Below are 20,206 nucleotides of genomic sequence, written 5' to 3'. Positions count from 1 at the left end.
TGTTTTAAATTGTCCTTGATATACTCAAGAAAATCAAAAACTAATTTTTAACTTTTCATCAAAATAAGCAAGCAAAGACACGGTTTGCCAAAATATTAAGCATGTCATTTTCGGTTTGCATGCTAAACTATGCGTTGGTTTGAAAAAGGATAGTCCTTCTATGCGGTTTGTTCATCTCGGTATCCATACAGAATTCTCGATCACGGAATCGATTGTTCGCATACCTGATTTGGTCAAGGCTGCCGTACAAGATGAGATGCCAGCACTGGCCCTGACAGACTTGTCCAACCTGCATGCTGCAGTCAAGTTTTATGGAGCATGCCTCAAAAAAGGCATTAAACCCATTTTGGGCAGTGTCATCCGGCTCAATGATGCCGAACACCGAGCCACCCTACTTGCAATGAGCAGCAAAGGCTGGCTCAACCTGACCGAAATCGTATCGCGTGGTTATATTGAAGGTCAGCAACTGAGTATCCCCTGCGTACAAAAAGAATGGATACTTGAGCAGCCAGAAGACCTGATCGTGATGTTAGGCCAGCACAGTGATGTCGGCAAAATGCTTTGCTCCTCCAACCCGCAAAAGGCAGAACCGTTGCTGGAGGCATGGATTGAAAAATTCGGCAACCGTGTTTATCTGGCGCTGACCCGTACCGAACGCCCGGGTGAGGAAGATTTTATCCAGCAAGCAGTAAAACTGGCTGCAAAATATCAGATCGGTGTGGTCGCACATAATGATGTGCACTTTATCGAACAGGATGACTTTGACGCACATGAAGCCCGTGTCTGTATTGCCGATGGTTATGTGTTAGGAGACAGCAAACGCCCTAAAAACTATAGCCCGGAGCAATATTTCAAGACAGGCGAACAGATGTCCGAACTGTTTTCCGATATTCCGAGTGCCATTGCCAATAGCTATCATATTGCCAAGCGCTGTAATGTTGAATTAAAGCTTGGGACTTATTTCCTACCCGACTTCCCGATTCCAGATGGTTATACCATCGACACTTATTTCGAGCATTTATCTAGGGAAGGTCTGGAAGAGCGTCTGAATCACTTATATCCGGTGGCTGAACGTGATGAAGACTGGCCAGAGATACGCAAGCCCTATGATGAACGAATCAAGTATGAAGTCGATATCATTCTGAAAATGGGGTTCCCGGGCTACTTCCTCATCGTCATGGACTTCATTCAATGGGCCAAAAATAATGGCGTGCCTGTTGGCCCTGGCCGTGGTTCGGGTGCAGGCTCATTAGTGGCTTATAGCCTAAAAATTACCGACCTCGATCCTCTGCGTTACGACCTGCTGTTCGAACGTTTCCTTAACCCGGAACGTGTTTCAATGCCCGACTTTGACGTCGATTTCTGTATTGCCGGCCGTGACCGGGTCATTGAATACGTGGCACAGAACTATGGCCGTCAAGCGGTTTCACAGATTGCAACCTTCGGTACCATGGCTGCCAAAGGTGCAATCCGGGATGTGGCACGTGTCCTGGGTAAATCCTATGGTCTGGCTGACCGTATTTCCAAAATGGTACCGACCAAACCGCTTGGTGTAGATCTGGCGACCGCCATCGACATGGAGCCTCAGCTCAAGGATATCGTCACCAACCCGTCCAACCCGGACAATGACGATGCAGCCGAAATCTGGGAAATGGCCCTGAAACTGGAAGGGATTACCCGTAATACCGGTAAACACGCCGGTGGTGTGGTGATTGCTCCCGGCAAGATTACCGATTACTCGGCAGTGCTGTGTGATCCGGATGGAACCAACCGCGTTGCACAATATGATAAGGATGACGTTGAAGCCGCAGGTCTGGTCAAATTCGACTTTTTGGGCTTACGTAACCTGACCGTCATTGAAGATGCGGTACAAAATATTAACAAGCGGCTCAAATCCGAGACACCGCTCAATATTTCCAATGTTCCTTTAGACGATAAAGATGCCTATCTGGTGTTTGCCGAGGCAAATACCACAGCGGTATTCCAGTTTGAATCCGTCGGCATGAAAAAGATGTTGAAGGAAGCACGACCAAGTAAATTTGAAGAAATTATCGCCTTCGTTTCCTTGTATCGTCCCGGTCCGATGGACCTGATTCCTGACTTTATCCATCGTATGCATGGTGGTGAGTTTGAATACCTCCACCCTCTGCTTGAAGGCGTGCTGGAACCGACCTACGGGATTATGGTTTATCAGGAACAGGTGATGCAGGCTGCGCAGTTCTGTGCAGGCTATACCCTGGGTGGCGCAGACTTGCTTCGTCGAGCCATGGGTAAAAAGAAACCGGAAGAAATGGTCAAGCAGCGCCAGATCTTTATTGAGGGTGCGGCGAAAAAAGATATTGACGAGGCAACCGCCAACCATATCTTTGACTATATGGAAAAGTTTGCAGGCTACGGTTTTAACAAATCACATGCTGCTGCCTATGCCCTGGTGGCCTACCACACCGCCTGGTTAAAAGCACACTACCCGGCTGAGTTCATGGCGGCGGTTTTATCTTCGGAAATGCAGAACACCGACAGTATCGTGTTCCTGATCGATGACTGCCGCAATAACAAGCTGGAAGTATTACCACCTTCAGTGAATATGTCCTTGTATCATTTCCATGCCAGCGATGAAGCCACCATTGTCTATGGTCTGGGGGCGATTAAAGGTGTAGGCGAACAGGCGATGCAATCGGTCATTGATTCACGTATCAATGAAGGCCCGTACAAGGATCTGTTCGATTTCTGTCACCGTATCGACCTGAAAAAAATCAATAAACGTACACTTGAAGCCCTGATTCGCGCAGGGGCACTGGATTGTCTGGGTATTGAGCGTTCAAGCTTAATGGCGCAATTGCCAGAAGCTGTTCAGGCAGCCGAACAGGCCCGTAGCAACCGTGAAACAGGTATCATGGACCTGTTTGGCGAGGTTGAAGAAGTTCAACGCAAGCCTGCCAAACCGGTGAAACCATGGTCGGATGAAGTCCGTTTAAAAGGTGAAAAGGATACGCTGGGGCTTTACCTGACCGGTCACCCAATCGATGTGTATCGTGCCGAGCTAAAAGCGTTCATTCCGTCCAAACTGAATGAGCTTACCCCGACACGCCGTGGCGTCACGACGGTTTTTGCAGGTCTAGTGGTCGATATTGCCAACTTCCCGAACCGTATCATGATCACCCTGGATGACGGAACAGCACGTGTTGAAATCAGCTGTAACCATGAACGTTTCCAGCGCTATAAGGAAATCGTCCGCCTGGAACAGGTGGTGGTGATTGAAGGTGAAATCTACGAACGTGAAGGCTTTGACCGCCCGATGGCGCGCTTGAGCAAAGCCTTTAGCCTGAATGAGATTCGCCAGAAACGGGCACAAAGCATTCAAATCCGGTTGGCTCCGGATCTAATGGGCAAAACTCTCGCCAAAGACCTGCAAGCCATTCTTCTCCCGTATTGCAATGTCGACATGTGCCAGCATATTGGTGTGCAAATCCAGCTGGACCAGCGCTTTGCAACCGCAGAGTTACACCTCGGCCCGCAATGGAAAGTTGCACCATTAGATGAGCTACTCGGCAAGTTACGCGATTATTTTGGTAAAGATGCCATCGTGATTGAATATCAGGTGAAATCCAAAGCTGCCAAAGTCGCTGAAGCACCGAAGGTGGCAAATATTGCTCCACCGCCAGACAACATGTCCATGGATGAAGCCCTTGATCTCTATCAGGCCGAAGTCTCTCAATACTCTTAATTTTGGATAATATATGAACCAGTTTGACTCAAATAACGTGTCCAAACATTTGGATCATGTGCGTATTGTCATGGTCAATACGACCTTGCCGGCCAATATCGGCAGTGCCTTGCGTGCCATGAAAACCATGGGCTTATCTAAACTCGTATTGGTAGCGCCAAAGACCTATCCGCATCCCGATATTGATGCCTTGGCTGCCGGTGCACAAGACTTGATTGAACAGATCGAGATTGTCGAGACGCTGGAACAAGCCATCCAGGACTGTCATATCGTATTCGGTACCAGTGCGCGTAGCCGTACCATTCCATGGCCTTTGCTGGACGTGCGCCCTGCGGCGAAAGAAGCCTTACAAGCGGCAAGCAAAGCACAACATATTGCCATTGTATTTGGTCGTGAAGACCGTGGCCTGACCAATGAAGAACTGGCTCTGGCCAATTATCATCTAACCATTCCGGTCAATCCTGAATATGGTGTGCTCAATGTCGCTCAAGCCATTCAGGTGGTGTGCTATGAATTAAGAATGGCCGCACTTGAGCAAAACACCACGGCTACCAGCGTACCAGATGATCACATGCAACTAAAACAACAGCAAAGCATGGCATGGGACGAACCGCTGGTAACGCAGCAACAGATGGAAGAGTTCTACCCTCATCTGGAAAAAATGCTGACTGAAATCGAGTTTTTAGACCCGGATAATCCTCGTTTACTTCCATTGCGCTTGCGTCGTTTATTTGGAAGGATACAATTAGATCGTATGGAATATCATTTATTGCGCGGGATCTTCAGTCGCGTTCAGGCACTGGCCAAAGGTTCATGGAAAAAGACAAACATGGAGGATCATTCAAATGATTAAACAGCTTAAAGAAGATATCGAGGCTGTATTTGCACGTGATCCTGCAGCCCGCAATACCCTTGAGGTTCTGACCACCTATCCCGGCATCCATGCATTGATCATGCACCGTATGGCACATGAACTCTGGAAAAAGGAATATAAAGGCACAGCCCGCCTGCTTTCTTCGTTTAGCCGTTTTGCCACTGGCATTGAAATACACCCGGGCGCCAAAATTGGCAAGCGTTTCTTTATTGATCATGGCATGGGTGTGGTCATTGGTGAAACAGCTGAAATCGGTGATGATGTAACGCTTTACCACGGGGTTACCCTAGGTGGTACCACCTGGAATAAAGGCAAACGTCATCCAACGCTCGAAGATGGTGTGGTGGTCGGCGCCGGAGCTAAAATTTTGGGACCCTTTACCGTGCATAAAGGGGCTAAAGTCGGCTCGAATGCCGTGGTCACCAAAGAAGTTCCAGAAGGCGTGACCGCTGTAGGTAACCCTGCCCGCTATATCTTTAAAGATAAACGCCAGGTTGAACAAGATGAAGTGCGTCGCCGTGACTATGCCGAAAGCATTGGCTTCCAGCCTTATGCCACTACGCAGGACCAGTCCGATCCCATCCTGGAAGGTATACGTGTACTTCTAGACCGTATGCAAAACAATGAAAAACGCATGAATGTGCTATGCCAGCGCCTCTCTGAACTCGACCCGAGTTTTGCACCGCAAAATTCCAAAAATCAACCATTGAGTAAAGAAGAACTTAAAATTATTGAAGAAGTTAGACGTGAATGCGAGGCACAGAACAAAACTTCAGCAACATAATCGAATATATAAGAAATGTAACAAGCTTATCATTGCAAGTTGGTTTTGCTTTTCCTAGACTGGTGAAACCAACGATCTACTTCTCATTTAACTAAAATTAATGGATGTAAAGCATGAATTTTAAGCCTTTGGCATTACTTGTACTTTCCACCTCTTTTTTAACTGCCTGCGGGATCGCACCAGTCAAAAAAGATAAAGCTTCTGAGCCATTTGTCTTTAAAGAGCCAGAACCAACCCCTCCGTTCTATGCTTTAAATCCAATCAAATATGATCAGCCACCAAGCTTTGAAGTGGCTATTAAAAATGCAGCAGCCCAACCTGTAACCAAAATGGTTGTGTCATTACAAAATGATCCATCAAAAACAACCACGCTAGAAGTTAACAAAATTATTGTCCCAACCATCGACAGCAAACAACGGAGTGAAAAATATGCCGTACTTGCTGGCGATAACGAAATTGACGTAACCGAAATTGATGACTTCTTGCAACTGGTTGAAGGTAAGGCACGCCATTATCCGCCTCGTTTCCCTGACCGTCAGGAACGTAAAGGCTACGAAGCAAAATTAAAAGAAGTTACACAAAAGCTTGATGCGCTGGCAGAAAAGCCAAATGCCTCTCTTGATGTACTGACACGTGCATTCAAAGCTAGCGTAATGGCACGTAACATGGACCTGGGTACGGCTTATACCACCAAATCCCTGAACTATGCCCAACGTATTCTTGCCATCAACCCGAATGATGCAGAAACAAACTTCTGGTTTGGTTTCGGCTTGTCTGAAGGTGGTGGTCAGCGTGAAGCCATCCCTTATCTCGATAAGGCAATTAAAGGTGGTGTTCAGGAAGCTTATCTTTCTGCTGCAAATAACTACCTCTGGTTAGAGCAGAAGAAAAATGCGATTCAGACCTTGAAGAACTATAAAGTTAACTATCCGGATGAAGCAGAGGTAACTGATCGCCTGATCAAGGAAGTTGAATCTGGTAAACGCTGGAATGTCTGGCAGGTATTGAACTAATCAACAGCCCATTCTGTAGTGAAAAATAGACTGTCTTGTACAGTCTATTTTTTTATGCATGATTGAAAAAACATTCGATTTTCGTATTATATCCTCCATCTCCCAGCTCAATTGCTAATCTATGATGCTAGCATTTACCCCAAATAAACGTTTATTAACGCTTGCCCTTTTCAGCTCAGTGGTAATGAGCGGTTGTCAGGTCGTCAGCCTTAAACAGCAAGACCTGAATGTCACGATTGCCAATGAGCGCAATAGTATCCTGACCCAGAAAAAATTGAGTGAAGCCAGCCTCAATGTGCTGTCCATGTCAGGTAAAGAAGCCAAAGTCTGTATGCAGACCACAGATGAATGTATTGCTGAATTGCACAAGATTCCGCAAATTCAGGACGAGCAACTGTTATCCACAGCCAGCGAATTGTATCTGTCAAAAGCCATGAGCCTGTCTGAATCATCTGACTGTAAAGTGAGTAAGCTGAGCAAGCATAAGGCAGAAGCAATACAAAAAGAGAATCAGCAAGCCTATGAACAGTGTCTGGATCAAGAGCTGGAGGCCCTGGATAAAAGTATCCGTTATAGCTATGCCTATTTATTTAAAACCGCTCGTCAGCCCCAAGAGCGTATTTTTGACAACAGGCAGGTTCAGATTCGGGATTTCTATAATCAGGCACTGACCAAACTGGTGAATGTGCATAGTTTAAGAAATCCGTCCAAAACCATCACGCCTACAATTAAAATTGGAAAAAGTACCTATACCATTGACATTCAGGCGTATCAGCGCCTACAAAACATGAAGCTTGAAAAGTTTATTTCCAGCTATAACATGAACTTTTCAGGTTTAAGGGCGATTAACCGGCGAGATGGTTTCGGCTCAGATTTCGTCGCTGTATTTCCTTCGGCCGAGGGGACAGCCCATGGTGAAAATAAATATATACTTGACCCGTTAAGCTTTAACTACCCCAATGGCGTGAACCCGAACATTCATAAGGCACGTTATCTGGCTGCAACCATTATTGCACAACCCAAAAAAGCCACGGCCAGCATTGATGATGTTCTGAACAGTCCCGAGTTTGAGGTTAAGGTTTACGATCCGTATAGCATCGAGAAAGTCAACATTGCGGGTAAAGAATATTCTCTGGCAGCCAATTTCTCGGCCCCTTATGGCCTGTGGCTGGCTGAAAACAATCTGGGGACTGCTGCCTACCTGACCCTGATTGACCGCGACCAGCATTTAACCATGCCACACTTGTACATGCTGGAACCTTATAATCCAAATAAGAAAGTGATTGTTCTGGTACACGGTCTGGCCAGTAGCCCTGAAGCCTGGATCGCTGTAACCAATGACATTATGGGGGATGCGGTACTCCGTGAGCATTATCAGGTATGGCAGGTTTTCTACTCGACCAATATGCCGATTCTGGAAAGCCGCTTCCAGATCTATGCCCTGCTAAAACAGGCTTTTGGTTCTCTCAATCCTAAAGATGCAGCAGCTCAGGATGCGGTTTTAATCGGTCACAGTATGGGTGGAATTATCAGTCGCTTGCTGGTGAGTGATGCAGATATTTCAAAACAGGCACTGACCCTGATGAATAGCCGCCAGCAGGCCCGTTTGAGAAAACATCCTGTCATTGGCGAACGTCTGAAAATGGAACCGATCAAGAACTTTGACCGGGCCATCTTTCTGGCAGCTCCACATCGTGGTACAGAGTACGCAGACCGCTGGTTTACGCTGGCTGCGCGTAAAATTATCAAATTACCGGCTACCTTCCTGACCACCTTGGCAGATACACTGACCAGTGATGATATGGATCTGAAGGAATTTGTAAAAACACTGACCAATGATGTCATTCAAAATGGTCCAAGTGATTTAAGCAAAAAGTCCAAATTTATGGAATTAACCGCCACCATTCCGCCAGAAAGCGGGCTGGTTTTCCATTCGATTATGGGCAATGTGACCAAAAGCGATGATCCTGACGTGATTACTGATGGCATTGTGCCTTATAAAAGTGCCCATCTGGACGGTGCCGTTTCAGAGAAGGTTTTTAAAGGTGGCCACTCCATTCAGGAAACACCTGAAGCCGTGCTGGAACTTCGTCGTATTTTACGTGAGCATCTGGTCGATCATGGTTTATATAAACCTAAGAACTGACCACCATAAAAAAGGCCCCAGATCTTGGGGCCTTTTTTATACAACTACTTAGCTGCCTGAACGAATCATATAATCAAAGGCAGACAGGGATGCTTTGGCACCTTCACCTGTGGCAATGATGATCTGCTTGTATGGTACGGTCGTACAGTCACCGGCAGCAAATACACCTTTAACACTGGTTTCGTTACGGTCGTTGATCACGATCTCGCCACGGTTGCTTAACTCAACTGCACTGTTTTTCAGGAAGTCAGTATTTGGCAATAACCCGATCTGGACAAAGATCCCTGCAAGCTCTACCGTATGTTCAACATCAGTGGCACGGTTTTTGTACTTCAATGCCGTTACTTGTGAACCATCACCAACCACTTCGGTACTCAAGGCATTCATGATCACCGTGGTGTTTGACAAGCTGTTTAACTTGTCTTGCAACACCTGATCAGCACGAAGTTTGGTGTCAAATTCAACCAGTGTGACATGCTCAACAATACCTGCAAGGTCAATCGCAGCTTCTACACCCGAGTTACCACCACCAATTACCGCAACACGTTTGCCTTTGAACAACGGGCCATCACAGTGCGGGCAGTAAGCCACACCACGGGTCCGGTATTCGGCTTCACCCGGTACATTCATCTCTCTCCAGCGTGCACCGGTGGAAAGAATGATGGTTTTCGATTCAAGCTTGGCACCATTTTCCAGTTCAACCTCAACCAGACCATTAGCAGTCTGATCTGCGCCTGTGATCTTGCTGACACGTTGCAGGTTCATGATATCCACACCGTATTCACGGACATGCGCTTCCATATCCTGAGCAAACTTCGGACCTACGGTTTTTTGTACAGTAGTGAAGTTTTCAATGTCCATGGTATCCATCACCTGACCACCGAAGCGTTCAGCTACGATACCGGTCTTGATGCCTTTACGCGCAGCATAGATGGCCGCAGTACCACCGGCAGGCCCACCACCAATCACCAACACATCAAACGCATCTTTGGCATTGATGGCCGCTGCATCTTTCTCGGCAGAGTTGGTATCGAGCTTGGCCACGATTTCTTCCAGTGTCATACGGCCCTGACCGATATGCTGGTTGTCCTGGAACACCATCGGTACTGCCAGAATCTTGCGCTCTTCCACTTCATCCTGGAAGAAAGCACCATCAATCATGGTGGCCGTGGTGTTCGGGTTGTTGATTGCAATCAGGTTCAAGGCTTGAACCACATCCGGACAGTTGTGGCAGCTCAGTGACACAAACACATCAAAGTTGGCAGTCAGGTTAAGGCCTTTGATTTGAGCCAGGACTTCATCAGAGACTTTTGGCGCATAGCCAGATACTTGCAGTAATGCCAGAATCAAAGAAGTAAACTCATGGCCCATCGGCAAGCCGGCAAAGAACACACGCGGTTGTTCACCTGCTTTAGCCACACCGAAGCTAGGACGGCGAGCGTTTGAACCGTCAAAACGCGCCGTAACCTGATCAGAAAGTTCCGCGATTTCAGTCACCAGTTCTTTGATTTTCTCTGCTTTGTCTGAGTCATCTAAAGCAGCAACCAGCTCGATCGGGCTTTCTAAACGTTCTAAATAAGCTTTTAATTGAGTTTTAATATTTTGATCTAACATGTATTTCTCCAAACCCTAAGACTTTTAAATCGGTCAATTCATTCAATAAGGCTATACTACGCAAAAATCATAAATAGGTAAAACAGTATGTTTTTATAGGTTTGATCGAATAAATCTATTAAACTACATTGCTGACCTAAAACATACCCGTTCGTGAATGGCCCAGATCAGCATATTGTGCTGCCCATAGACCATGCGCAGCAAGCTGGCTGAAACCGGGGTCACCCGCTCGAACACTGACCTGAAAACAGCTCAGTCCCACTTACACAAAGCGGCCTCTGTCATAATAGCTGCTTAATCCTCAAGCTTTTGACTGATCCGGATACGACGGTTTTTCAGGTGTCTGGCGAGTCCATATAAACCTGTACTTATCGCCACAAGCAATATCGCCACTCCCCACAACATCACCTGGATAATATTGGAGACACGCTCAGCCTGCTGGGCACGCACATCCAGAGGCTGGGTTAGTGCAGTGATGCTTCTACCATAAAGTTGCTGTTGCATCACCCAGAGCTGTTCCGGCTTGAAATCGTATTTTTTAAACAGGACAGGATCTGTTTTTTCGGCATCAATCAGCTGGTTCACATATATATTGGCAGTCTTACGATCAACAGGTTGATGCAATAGGGCTACTTGCGCCAAGACATACGCCTTTTCAGTCGAAGAAATATCAGCTTGCTGCAAATCCTGGGCGATCTGACTTTCCACAATATTATTTTGATAACTCATCCACTGCTGGTAAGCCTGCTTGGTCTCATCTTTCCAGTCATACTGGATATAACTCAAGCCTGACCAGAGGATGATAAAGGAAATGACCCATGCCAGAAAACGTTGTGTACGGGCCTGAAAACGCTGCTGGAAAAACCTGAATTTTTTCGCCCAGCTCACCAGAATAAAAGCACCGGAAAATGAAACAATCAGTTTCAGGAACAGCCAGCCGACCCATGACAATAAATTCAATAAATAATCTACAGGCTGTTTAAAAGGAATCAGTTCCTGTACATGATAAGGCAGATCCAAGTCCTGAACCTGTATGGAAAGATCAAATAACCGATAAACAAATTCTTTTTGAAAAAAAAGCGAGAAAAATGTCACCACCGTTATGGCACCGGCCAGAAAAAACCAGATCATCAGGTGACGTTGACGTTTTCTTAACACATCTAAACGCTGGTCAATCGGTTGTACACTAAAATCGTCTATGGGTGACAATGAGCTTTCCTCTTCAAACAATGTCCGCATCAATATAAATGTTGTGATGGAAAAATATCCGCACATATCCTCCACAACCTGAGCAGGTAAAAGTCGCGAAGGCGATGGTAAAACGCAAGGCCTTAACAATGATCTTAGCGGGCTTTACCGCTTTTTATCGGGCACAATACGCCTAAATTACCTGCTCAAAGCCCTGCACAGAACATAGCACAATATCGGCTTAACGATGGGCCAGTTCAACCGATGAGCAACTTCATCCTGACAGAATCAAGACCGGGATGAATTGTGCTGGCTGTTTTCCAACACCAGATGATTCAGGTTATCCTGCAAGGCCCGTAACCGTGTGGTGGCTTCCGCACGTTTCTGCATGCCTTCTTTCTGGATCTGAATCACATCATTTACTGTTTTAATGAGGGTGTTCTGGACATGTTCAAGGGTTTCTACATCAATGACTGAACGCTGGTTAGCCTTGGCTGTATCTACCGAGTTTTGGTGCAATAATTCGGCATTACGGCGCAACAGTTCATTGGTGGTATCATCAATCGCTTTGGCTAGCTGCACGCTGTTCTTTTGCTCTTGCAAGGAAATCGCCAGACTAATCTGATTTTTCCAGGCTGGCAAAGTGATGTTTTTAATCGCATAGAATTTATCGACCAGCATCAGGTTATTTGACTGGATAATCCGGATCATGGGCAGTGTCTGCATCGCAGACTGTTGTAACACCTGTAAATCACTCACCCGTTTTTCAAGGTTATTGGCCAAATGATTCAGGTCATAAATCTGCTGTGTAGTCTGCTGGTCTTGCGCCTGAGCGGTCAAATCAGAAATCTGCTGCTGGATATCCTGTTGCTTTAACTGTCCGGCTGCAATGTATACGCCGAGTTGCTTATATTCATCCTGTACAGCATCGAACATTTTATCGAGTGTGCCCACCCGTGTCTTCAGGCCAGCTTGCGAGCTTTCAATTTCCTTGACCAGTACATCAATCTGCTCTTTGGTGGTATTAAAATGCTGGTCGAAACTTTGCTTGGCATTTTTAAACCTGCTCAGTAACCCGCCAAAAAAGCCAGAGCTTTTTGACTTATTCAGAATACTTGAGGTATTGAGCTGCTGGGCCACCTGTACCACTTCATTGAGCTTTTGCCCGGTATGGTCCAGATCCTTGTTCTGTACCAGATCAAGCAACTCATCAGTATAGGTCGATGTTTTATTTGCGATATTCTTGCCATACTCTGCCACGACCGTATTACTGATCTCTGCCAGTTCTTTATGAGCTTCCATCACTTCGGCAAGATCTTGTGGCTGCAACCCCAGCTCTTTTAAGTTAAGTTGCTCAAAACGTTGCTCCGGTTTCAGTTCAAGTTCACGAGATACATTGCTGAGTTCTGAATCTGACATGATATTCCCCTCTTATTTCTGTAATGATTTTTTCAAATTTTGAATCAGCTCTTCACGACTCTTGTCCAGTTGATCAAGGGTCGCCGTTGAACCGGACTCACGACTCTGTTTCAAATAATACTGCCATGCAGGAATCAAGACCTGCTGTGCTTCTTTGAAGCGGTCTAAAAGACTAAAGGATAAATGCTGGGTCAGTTGCATCTGTTTCATTGCAATATCATTGCTGGCCTGCAAGGTCTGTAACGTATTGACCTTTTTTGAAAGCCGCTCCACAAAATGATCCAGTACCTGCTGTTTGCTAAATTGCGGATATTCTTTCAGAAACTCGTCTGCTGCCTGTATATAGGCAGCCATTTGCTCGCGCAAACCCAAAGCCTGCTGCAAACGTGACTGCGACTTCTGGATTTCGATCTGCAGACGCTGACTGAGGTGATTGGCTTCATTGATCAAACGGTCCAGATCTTTGATATATTTTACTTGCCCGGCATCATATTCAACATCAATACCCAACCATTTTTGCAAGGCATTAAAACGGCGGCTACCCAGATATTTTTTTGAAAGCGACAGTTGCTGAATAATCTGGGTAATGACTTCACTCAATTGCTGGTTCAGCTTAGGATCAACCCCATTAAGCAGGACACTCTGCGCCTGCACCAGATGATCTGCATAATGATTTAAACGATGGGGATCGTTTAATAAAGGCAATAAATCATTACGCTTGATCGCTAAAATATGTTCTTGATTTGCCTCAATTTGCGATAAAGGTATCAGGTCAGGCGCTATCGTCATAGACATTAGAAATCGTGAGTACAAATAGATGTGAACAAGCCTAGTTGTAGCATGTTCTGGTGGTTTCGCCTACAGGATTGTTGTTATGTTTTTTAAAATCCGGCGTCTTGCCTCAGTCTAAAAACCCTCTAGATTACAAGCAATAAAGAGGGTGATAAGAGGCGTAGTTGCTGTTTTACTCATCATTGAGCGCACATTCAAAACTATTCGGATTCTGCTTGCAACGCACCTTCTTCAAAAAATTCATCATTTTTGCATCATAGATGCCTGCCTTGGTCAGCGCAATACGCGCCTCTCGCATCATTTTCATATAGTTAACTTGCTCTTCAGGAGAAATATGCATCCAGTATCTGGCCGGAATATCCTTTTCATAGTTGGCAATGATATTAAAAGTACGTCCCAGTTGGCCCGCCACCCATTCACGTGACTTTTGACCAAATCCGGCTGGGAACTTATCCTTGCGAATAATAAAATTTGCCGAGATTTGAGTGAGCGGAAATTTGACGATCCCGCCTTTGTCGCCTAAGCCCTTATATAGCTCAAAAGGTTTATAGGCAACTATTGGGGCAGGGACAATATCAATCTGATGATTGTTGAATTTTGCGCCTGCATTGGTCACATCAACCGCAACAGCCTGTGCCCCCACTTGAGCAACCAGTTTCGGTTGTGCTTCATCGTAGGCAAACACACCGACCTTCTTCCCTGCGGCCTTGGCCAAAGTATTGATACTGCGGTCAGACACGAACAGGTAAGCTGGCCCAATCGTCCCCAGACCAGCGATTTCATACGGCCCATTGATCATGTTTTTGGCAGCCTGGGGCTTCGATAAGAGCTGGTAAGCTAAAATTGCCGTTTTTAAGTCAGTTAACGCACCGATGGCATCCAGTGAACCGACATATTTATTGAACTGGCGGCCACGCAAACCGCTGATGATGGCACCATCACATTGACCGACCTTGAGATCTTCTGCGGCAACACGTTCATCCACATAAGCACGCAAATCGATATCAGCACCCCATTTTTTAGCTTCAAGTGCATAATCCTTTGCCAAGGCAAAGGCATCGCCCGATTTTCCGACAGGATCAAATACACAGACCGTCTGTCTGGCCTGAGTGCTGGCTGCACACCCCAATAATGCCAAAGCCAGTAAACCGTTTTTAATGTTCATCACGCTATTCCCAAAGCAGAGTTATTATTGTTTCATCTCATCCGATTCACCTCGGATATCCTATGACGTGATTTATTTTTTTATCGGATTTACAGTCAATCCTTCTCTGAGCCAGAACCGTTTCATTGCCTCTGCGCCGTTACATGGTTATCCAGCTGAAGATTGCGGAAGCGCGTAGGTTCCAATCACATGGGCAACGGGTTCTTCATCATCCAGCGAATACAGCCAGACTTCTCCGGTCACCAGGGTTTTACCCACCTTGATCAGTTTACAGATAGCCCGTATATCGCGATTGCCATTGGGTTTACGAAAAAAATTAATATTCATGTTGGTGGTCACCGCCATGGCGATCAGCCCCAAATGTCCCATGATGGCAATATACAAGGCATAATCTGCCACTAGCATCAAAGTCGGTCCGGATACCGTCTGCCCCGGCCGCAAATCACCTGCATCAACACGATAAAGCAGTTGGGCACCTTTTACCGTGATTTCTTCAATCACGCTTTTTTTCAGGGCTTGTGGAAATTCCTGTGCCAAAAACCCCATGATTTCATCTTTACTTGCAGCCATATGTTATCCCAACAATTTATGATCTTTTCCCTGATTGGCAATAAATAAATAGTTAAACAGTGCCCTCTTCAGGCCGGTTAGAAAGCTCGTCAAGCACCTGCCAGTACGTTGGCGGCTCAGGAACATATCCGCGTTCCCGCAACATCTGATGCATTTTAGGCAGTTTAAAATAAGGAACAGCCGCCATGAGGTGATGCTCTTTATGATAGTTGACATGAATCGGTGCAACCAGGGCACGTGCCAGATAGCCCGCCTTGGTGGTCCGGGTATTGGTTAAAGCCGAAGGACTGGTTGCCATACCTGCATGTTCTGCCATGGAGCGCACTCGCAGGAAGAGTGGAAACGGGGTTAAATACGCCACAATCCACAATGCATACAGCTTCGGATGCCCTGCTGCCCAGAGGGCAGAAAATAGTGCTGCATTGGTTGCAATTGCGCCACCACTATTTTTAAAAAAGGCTTTCGCATAATCCATCCAGTGCCGTCCTTCCTGCACAATCCAGCGACGGTCATTAGAAACCGTCCACTCCATTTTCTCAATATCCATCAGTACACGGCCAACTGCAAACTTGAATCCGGTCACACCGGACAAGTCACGCATAAATTTCCGCATTAATGATTTTTTAGTGACCGGAAAGCCTGTGACCAGTGACAGGTCCGGGTCATCCACTGTCGAGGTTTTACTGTGATGACGCATGTGATGGGCACGATATTTATGCAGGTCATTCCAGATCGGGCGTGCACATAACCAGTCCGTTAGCGTGTCATTGAGCCATCGGGTTTTAAACAGGCTCTGGTGGGAAGCATCATGCATGATAATTGCCAGCGCTAACTGACGCCCGGCCAGAATAACCAAAGCAGCAATACACATCAGCAACTTGCCCCAGGCAGGCAGATATTCCCAGGAGCTGGCGACCGCAGCAAACGTCCCGCCAATGACGGCCCATGTCGAAAATACAGCCCAACTGCCATGTAGATCCGATTTGGCTGTGAGTTCAGTAATTTCTTCACGACTGAATAAATCACTTATTGCAACACGTGTATTCATATCTTTATCCCGATGTGTTCTATTGTTATAAAACTACACAATCTATCTTTTTATTCTAGACCAAGTAATATTTCTGTCAATATATTTAAATTAAAATTAATGTAATATTGATAGACCGGTTTTACTCAGCCTGCTGTTCATAAAATTTACGCCATGCCTCCAGCCCCGTCTGGTCCAGTTGCTGCACACTTTCAGCAAATTGTTGCCGCAACCCGACATCTACAAAATGCTCAGGCAATAAAGGATCATTCATCAATAAGGAAATGGTCTGCCGGCCAAGCAATAATGATTCTCTTGCGGCATCCTCGACAGAAAGCTCAGGTGCTGCTGCCAGCCACTGCTGGATCAGGTCACGATATTTTTTATAATTCTGGTTTAAGGTCTGGGTTGCCCAAAGCTGCGGCAGGCTGGCCAGCGTTGTCTTGTCAAAATGACTGATTTGACAGATTTTTGCAGAATCTTCCAAACCGGCAGATTTTAATTCGTTAAAAAGCTGATCGAAGCCAATCGCCAGATTATCCGGGCGAATAAAAATTCCCTGTTCCAGCTCTTTAAAACCAAAGTGTTTTAATGCCCGTTCACGACGGTTTAAAGCTGTGCGATCAACCCGCCCCAGTTCTCCGGTAAAAACGGCCAGATACTGATGAGTCCAGCTCTTGGTCTGCTTGATCCCCTGTTTACGGTTTAGCATGACATTGGCCCACTCATGGGATTGACGTGTAAACTGGTATACGCCACGCTCAATCGCCTCAATCACACCATCACCCGACAACCGGGTAACTGCCACACGAATACTGTTTTCACTGATTTTGAATAATCTGGCCGCCAAAATAATCTGTTTGATTGAAATCGCACGACCTTGAGACCCCAAAAGCAAATCGATAATTAAGTCACGGGCATTCATTTTAGTGATTGTCATATTGCAGTCGAACCAAGATTGGAAGGTGAATGATGAGAATAACAAATCAGGATTTTAAACAGGAATCTCCCTTCTGGCATGTGTCAGAAGGGAGCATTTTTTATTCTATTACAGGAAAATAAACAATAAAATAATACCCAGCACAATACGGTACCAGGCAAATACACGTAAAGTATGACGTTCAACAAACTTCACCAATGCACTCACCACAAAAAAAGCAGAAATGAAGGCTGCCACGAAACCCACTGCAATATTGAGCATATTATCCTGGGTTAACACATCAGCATTACGCATCAGGTCAAATACTGCCGCTCCGAGCATGGTTGGCATGGCCAGGAAAAATGAAAACTCGGTGGCTGCCTTTCGTGACAATCCGGCAAACATCCCGCCAACAATTGTTGCACCCGAACGTGAAGTCCCCGGAATCATGGCCACACATTGTGCACAGCCCACCAAAAAGGCCTGCTTATAAGTAATTTGGGTTGCATCAGTGGTTTTGTGATCAAAGTTTCTGGATTCTACCCAGAAAATAATCAGACCACCCACGATCAGGGCAACGGCAACCACAAGCGGACTAAACAACACGCTCTTGATAAAATCGACTGCAAATACCCCAATCACCACTGCCGGAATAAACGCCAGCAGCACACTAAAGGCAAAATGCCGTGCTTGCGCATCTCCACTAAAAAAACCTTTCAGCAGGTCAACAATCTTCTGACGATATAACCAGCACACAGCCAAAATGGCACCCAGCTGAATGACCACTTCAAAAACACGGCCATCATCTGAATGAAAGTCGATCATATGACCAAATAAAATCAAATGCCCCGTACTCGAGATCGGCAAAAACTCGGTTAAACCCTCAATAAAGCCCAAAAATAAGGCTTTTAAAATTTCAATATGTTCCATAACTTACTCAAAAGCACGTAATACAAAAATAAAAATAAACGGCAAGCTTACTCTGAAATGGCATCATTTTATGTGTTGGTCACGTAACGTTTTTATCAAAAGAGGACACAACAAACGATGAAAGCGTCCTAAATAATCATCAGACTATTTTTCTTTTGCATCTGCTCGACAACCTCATGCGTATCAAAGCCCAAGCGCCAATATAAAAGCTCTAAAACGTCTAGCTCGTCCTGGGTAATAATACGGTCATTCCAGAGACATCTTTCTGCAATTGACAGAATATTGAGACGATCCCGCAATAATAAACCGGAAACATCATTCAGGATTTCGGCCAGATCTAGCGGCTCATCCGAGATATCGGCATAGGTCTGCATCTCGTCTTCAGTTAAAAGCAGCTGTAAAATACGTTCACGCACTTCAAGCTGATTAGGGCTGTTAATTTGCTGGACATGTAACAAGGCATCAATCAAATGCACAATCTGGGATTTTACATCTTCAAATGCTGCAGGTAAGTGAGCCGGCATAAGGTTGAGCTCAAATTTGACACGCTCCAGCAACAACGCATCCAGCAACCCGACTTCCCCATCCTCCTGAATGATACACGCCAGCTTGGTCAAGAACTGACGGGCAATACTGGCAGGCATATGACCTATATTTTTACAGGCATCATGGAATATCTGCACATGCACACGGCCATCCAGATTCAACAAGGCGTCCACAATGGCATGACTGACCGGGGCATCTTGCGGAATAAATTCGCGATACTGGCGAATCATCAAAATTGCGACCATTACTTCCCGCGAGCCTGTGGCGGTCTGCATGGCACGCTGGATCAGCTCAGGCCGTTTTTTATTTTTACGTATTTCCGGATTAAGCGGCTTAATGGCATCATTCAGGGCAAAGCTAATCGGAGACAAGCGCAACAACGGTAGAGGCTGAGGCGAGCACCACGGCGTGGTAATATCAGCAGTTTCTTCTTCCAGCGAACGGAATAAACTAAATAACGGACGATTCCGCAGCTTTCTTAAATTTTCCAGTTGCAAATCCTGCAACAGGGTCGGATTCAGCTCATAAATCCGGTCTTTAATGCCGGGATGAATATTCATCCAGCTCTGCGGGCTAAGCGAGTTTGCAAAGCACATATGCGATATCGATTCAGAATAGGCACTATGGATTTGTGAACCCGAATGATGCACATAGATCCGCAACAAGGTTTGAATATTGGCATTGTTATTCATCAAACGCATGGTTTTCAGGTCATTACGGAACGTCCGTCCACTCAAGGTCAGATATTTAATGGCACGGGTAATTAAAATCCCGAGACTGCCGATCAACCAGATCACCCCGCCAATGGCAACAAAAATCGTTTCGAACTTGTTGCGATAAGACGTCGCATAAGGATTATAGCCCGCCTGGGCAAGTTTACTGCCCCACTGACTAAAGGTGGTTAAACCACTATACAAAATCTTGAGCTTGGTATTTTCAACAGCTTCACCCGACAAAATCTGGTTAAACTCATAACTCAGCAAACCGTAAAGCTCTAATTCATCCAGATTTTGCAAGGCCCCCCAAGTCAGAATAATTACGATATCCTGTGACCTGAAACCTGCTGTCAGGGCATTCACCCCGATCTCATCGGGTAAAACATAGACCGCTGGCGGATCGATGGAAAAGCTTTTGGCAACCTGCTCCACAATTTTTAATGCCGTACTTTCTTCTGGCGTACTTTCATCAAAAACCAGACGTCTAGCTTTTAATTGTTTGGCCAGTGAATGCCCGCCCTCACGCAATACATACAGCTCTGCGCCGACAGACCAGACCAGTACCAGAATCAGCAGCAAAATAAAATAGGGACTCAGCACATGCCACCAGATCGGCTGCGTATAATCAAAAAAATGAACCACCAATCCTAAAATCAGGTTAAGAATAAATACCGTCAGTAACATCGCCAGCCAACAAAAGCTCATTGACCATGCAATATTCTTGTTTTCGATTAAGTAATGGCTCATTTCTCTCAATGTAAATTTTCCTGATTACATTG

Annotated in this window: 15 protein-coding genes; 5 read left to right on the top strand and 10 right to left on the bottom strand. The window is 45.8% G+C overall.

The window, feature by feature from the left end:
• Positions 1–160: 160 nt before the first annotated feature.
• The 5 genes from dnaE (at position 161) to OC23_RS14375 (ending at position 8,541) form a co-directional block, all read left to right on the top strand.
• The gene (dnaE, locus tag OC23_RS14395) at positions 161–3,724 is read left to right on the top strand and encodes a DNA polymerase III subunit alpha (protein WP_038345571.1); all 3,564 of its coding nucleotides are present in this window, start codon (positions 161–163) and stop codon (positions 3,722–3,724) included.
• A gap of 13 nt (positions 3,725–3,737) precedes the next feature.
• Complete coding sequence (locus OC23_RS14390; RefSeq protein ID WP_038345570.1) at positions 3,738–4,577, top strand: RNA methyltransferase; 840 nt, start codon at positions 3,738–3,740, stop codon at positions 4,575–4,577.
• A complete protein-coding gene (gene cysE / locus OC23_RS14385; RefSeq protein ID WP_038345569.1) occupies positions 4,570–5,382 on the top strand; it encodes a serine O-acetyltransferase in 813 nt (270 codons plus the stop codon). Before OC23_RS14390 ends, cysE begins: the two co-directional genes overlap by 8 nt.
• Before the next feature lie 113 nt (positions 5,383–5,495).
• On the top strand, positions 5,496–6,395 hold the full coding sequence (locus OC23_RS14380; RefSeq protein WP_038345568.1) for an ABUW_2363 family tetratricopeptide repeat lipoprotein: 900 nt from the start codon (positions 5,496–5,498) through the stop codon (positions 6,393–6,395).
• 124 nt (positions 6,396–6,519) lie between these two features.
• Positions 6,520–8,541, top strand: coding sequence for an esterase/lipase family protein (locus OC23_RS14375; RefSeq protein WP_038345617.1), 2,022 nt, complete (start codon positions 6,520–6,522; stop codon positions 8,539–8,541).
• Positions 8,542–8,589: 48 nt separating this feature from the next.
• On the opposite strand, the gene ahpF is transcribed toward OC23_RS14375, so the two are convergent.
• From ahpF to OC23_RS14325, 10 genes are all read right to left on the bottom strand, one after another.
• On the bottom strand, positions 8,590–10,155 hold the full coding sequence (gene ahpF / locus OC23_RS14370) for an alkyl hydroperoxide reductase subunit F (protein WP_038345567.1): 1,566 nt from the start codon (positions 10,153–10,155) through the stop codon (positions 8,590–8,592).
• A gap of 294 nt (positions 10,156–10,449) precedes the next feature.
• Positions 10,450–11,364, bottom strand: a complete 915-nt coding sequence (locus tag OC23_RS14365) for a hypothetical protein (RefSeq protein WP_038345616.1) — start codon at positions 11,362–11,364, stop codon at positions 10,450–10,452.
• 267 nt (positions 11,365–11,631) lie between these two features.
• On the bottom strand, positions 11,632–12,762 hold the full coding sequence (locus OC23_RS14360) for a toxic anion resistance protein (RefSeq protein WP_038345566.1): 1,131 nt from the start codon (positions 12,760–12,762) through the stop codon (positions 11,632–11,634).
• Positions 12,763–12,774: 12 nt separating this feature from the next.
• Positions 12,775–13,551: a hypothetical protein gene (locus OC23_RS14355; protein WP_038345615.1), complete on the bottom strand. Its 777-nt coding sequence runs from the start codon at positions 13,549–13,551 to the stop codon at positions 12,775–12,777.
• 175 nt (positions 13,552–13,726) lie between these two features.
• Complete coding sequence (locus OC23_RS14350) at positions 13,727–14,719, bottom strand: putative solute-binding protein (RefSeq protein WP_038345565.1); 993 nt, start codon at positions 14,717–14,719, stop codon at positions 13,727–13,729.
• A 147-nt stretch (positions 14,720–14,866) separates the two neighbouring features.
• Positions 14,867–15,289, bottom strand: a complete 423-nt coding sequence (locus OC23_RS14345; RefSeq protein WP_038345564.1) for a PaaI family thioesterase — start codon at positions 15,287–15,289, stop codon at positions 14,867–14,869.
• A gap of 52 nt (positions 15,290–15,341) precedes the next feature.
• On the bottom strand, positions 15,342–16,337 hold the full coding sequence (locus OC23_RS14340) for a fatty acid desaturase family protein (RefSeq protein ID WP_038345563.1): 996 nt from the start codon (positions 16,335–16,337) through the stop codon (positions 15,342–15,344).
• A 121-nt stretch (positions 16,338–16,458) separates the two neighbouring features.
• Positions 16,459–17,256 carry a PaaX family transcriptional regulator gene (locus OC23_RS14335; RefSeq protein WP_038345562.1) on the bottom strand — a complete coding sequence of 266 codons (798 nt, stop codon included), beginning with the start codon at positions 17,254–17,256 and terminating at the stop codon, positions 16,459–16,461.
• Between the two features lie 108 nt (positions 17,257–17,364).
• Positions 17,365–18,165, bottom strand: coding sequence for an undecaprenyl-diphosphate phosphatase (locus OC23_RS14330; protein WP_038345561.1), 801 nt, complete (start codon positions 18,163–18,165; stop codon positions 17,365–17,367).
• 128 nt (positions 18,166–18,293) lie between these two features.
• Positions 18,294–20,183, bottom strand: a complete 1,890-nt coding sequence (locus OC23_RS14325; protein ID WP_171194796.1) for a peptidase M48 — start codon at positions 20,181–20,183, stop codon at positions 18,294–18,296.
• Positions 20,184–20,206: the final 23 nt, after the last annotated feature.

The organism is Acinetobacter sp. A47 (assembly GCF_000805455.1).
Taxonomy (GTDB): Bacteria; Pseudomonadota; Gammaproteobacteria; order Pseudomonadales; family Moraxellaceae; genus Acinetobacter.
Note: the sequence above shows the minus strand (reverse complement) of the source record. Positions and strands in the feature narration are given on the sequence as shown.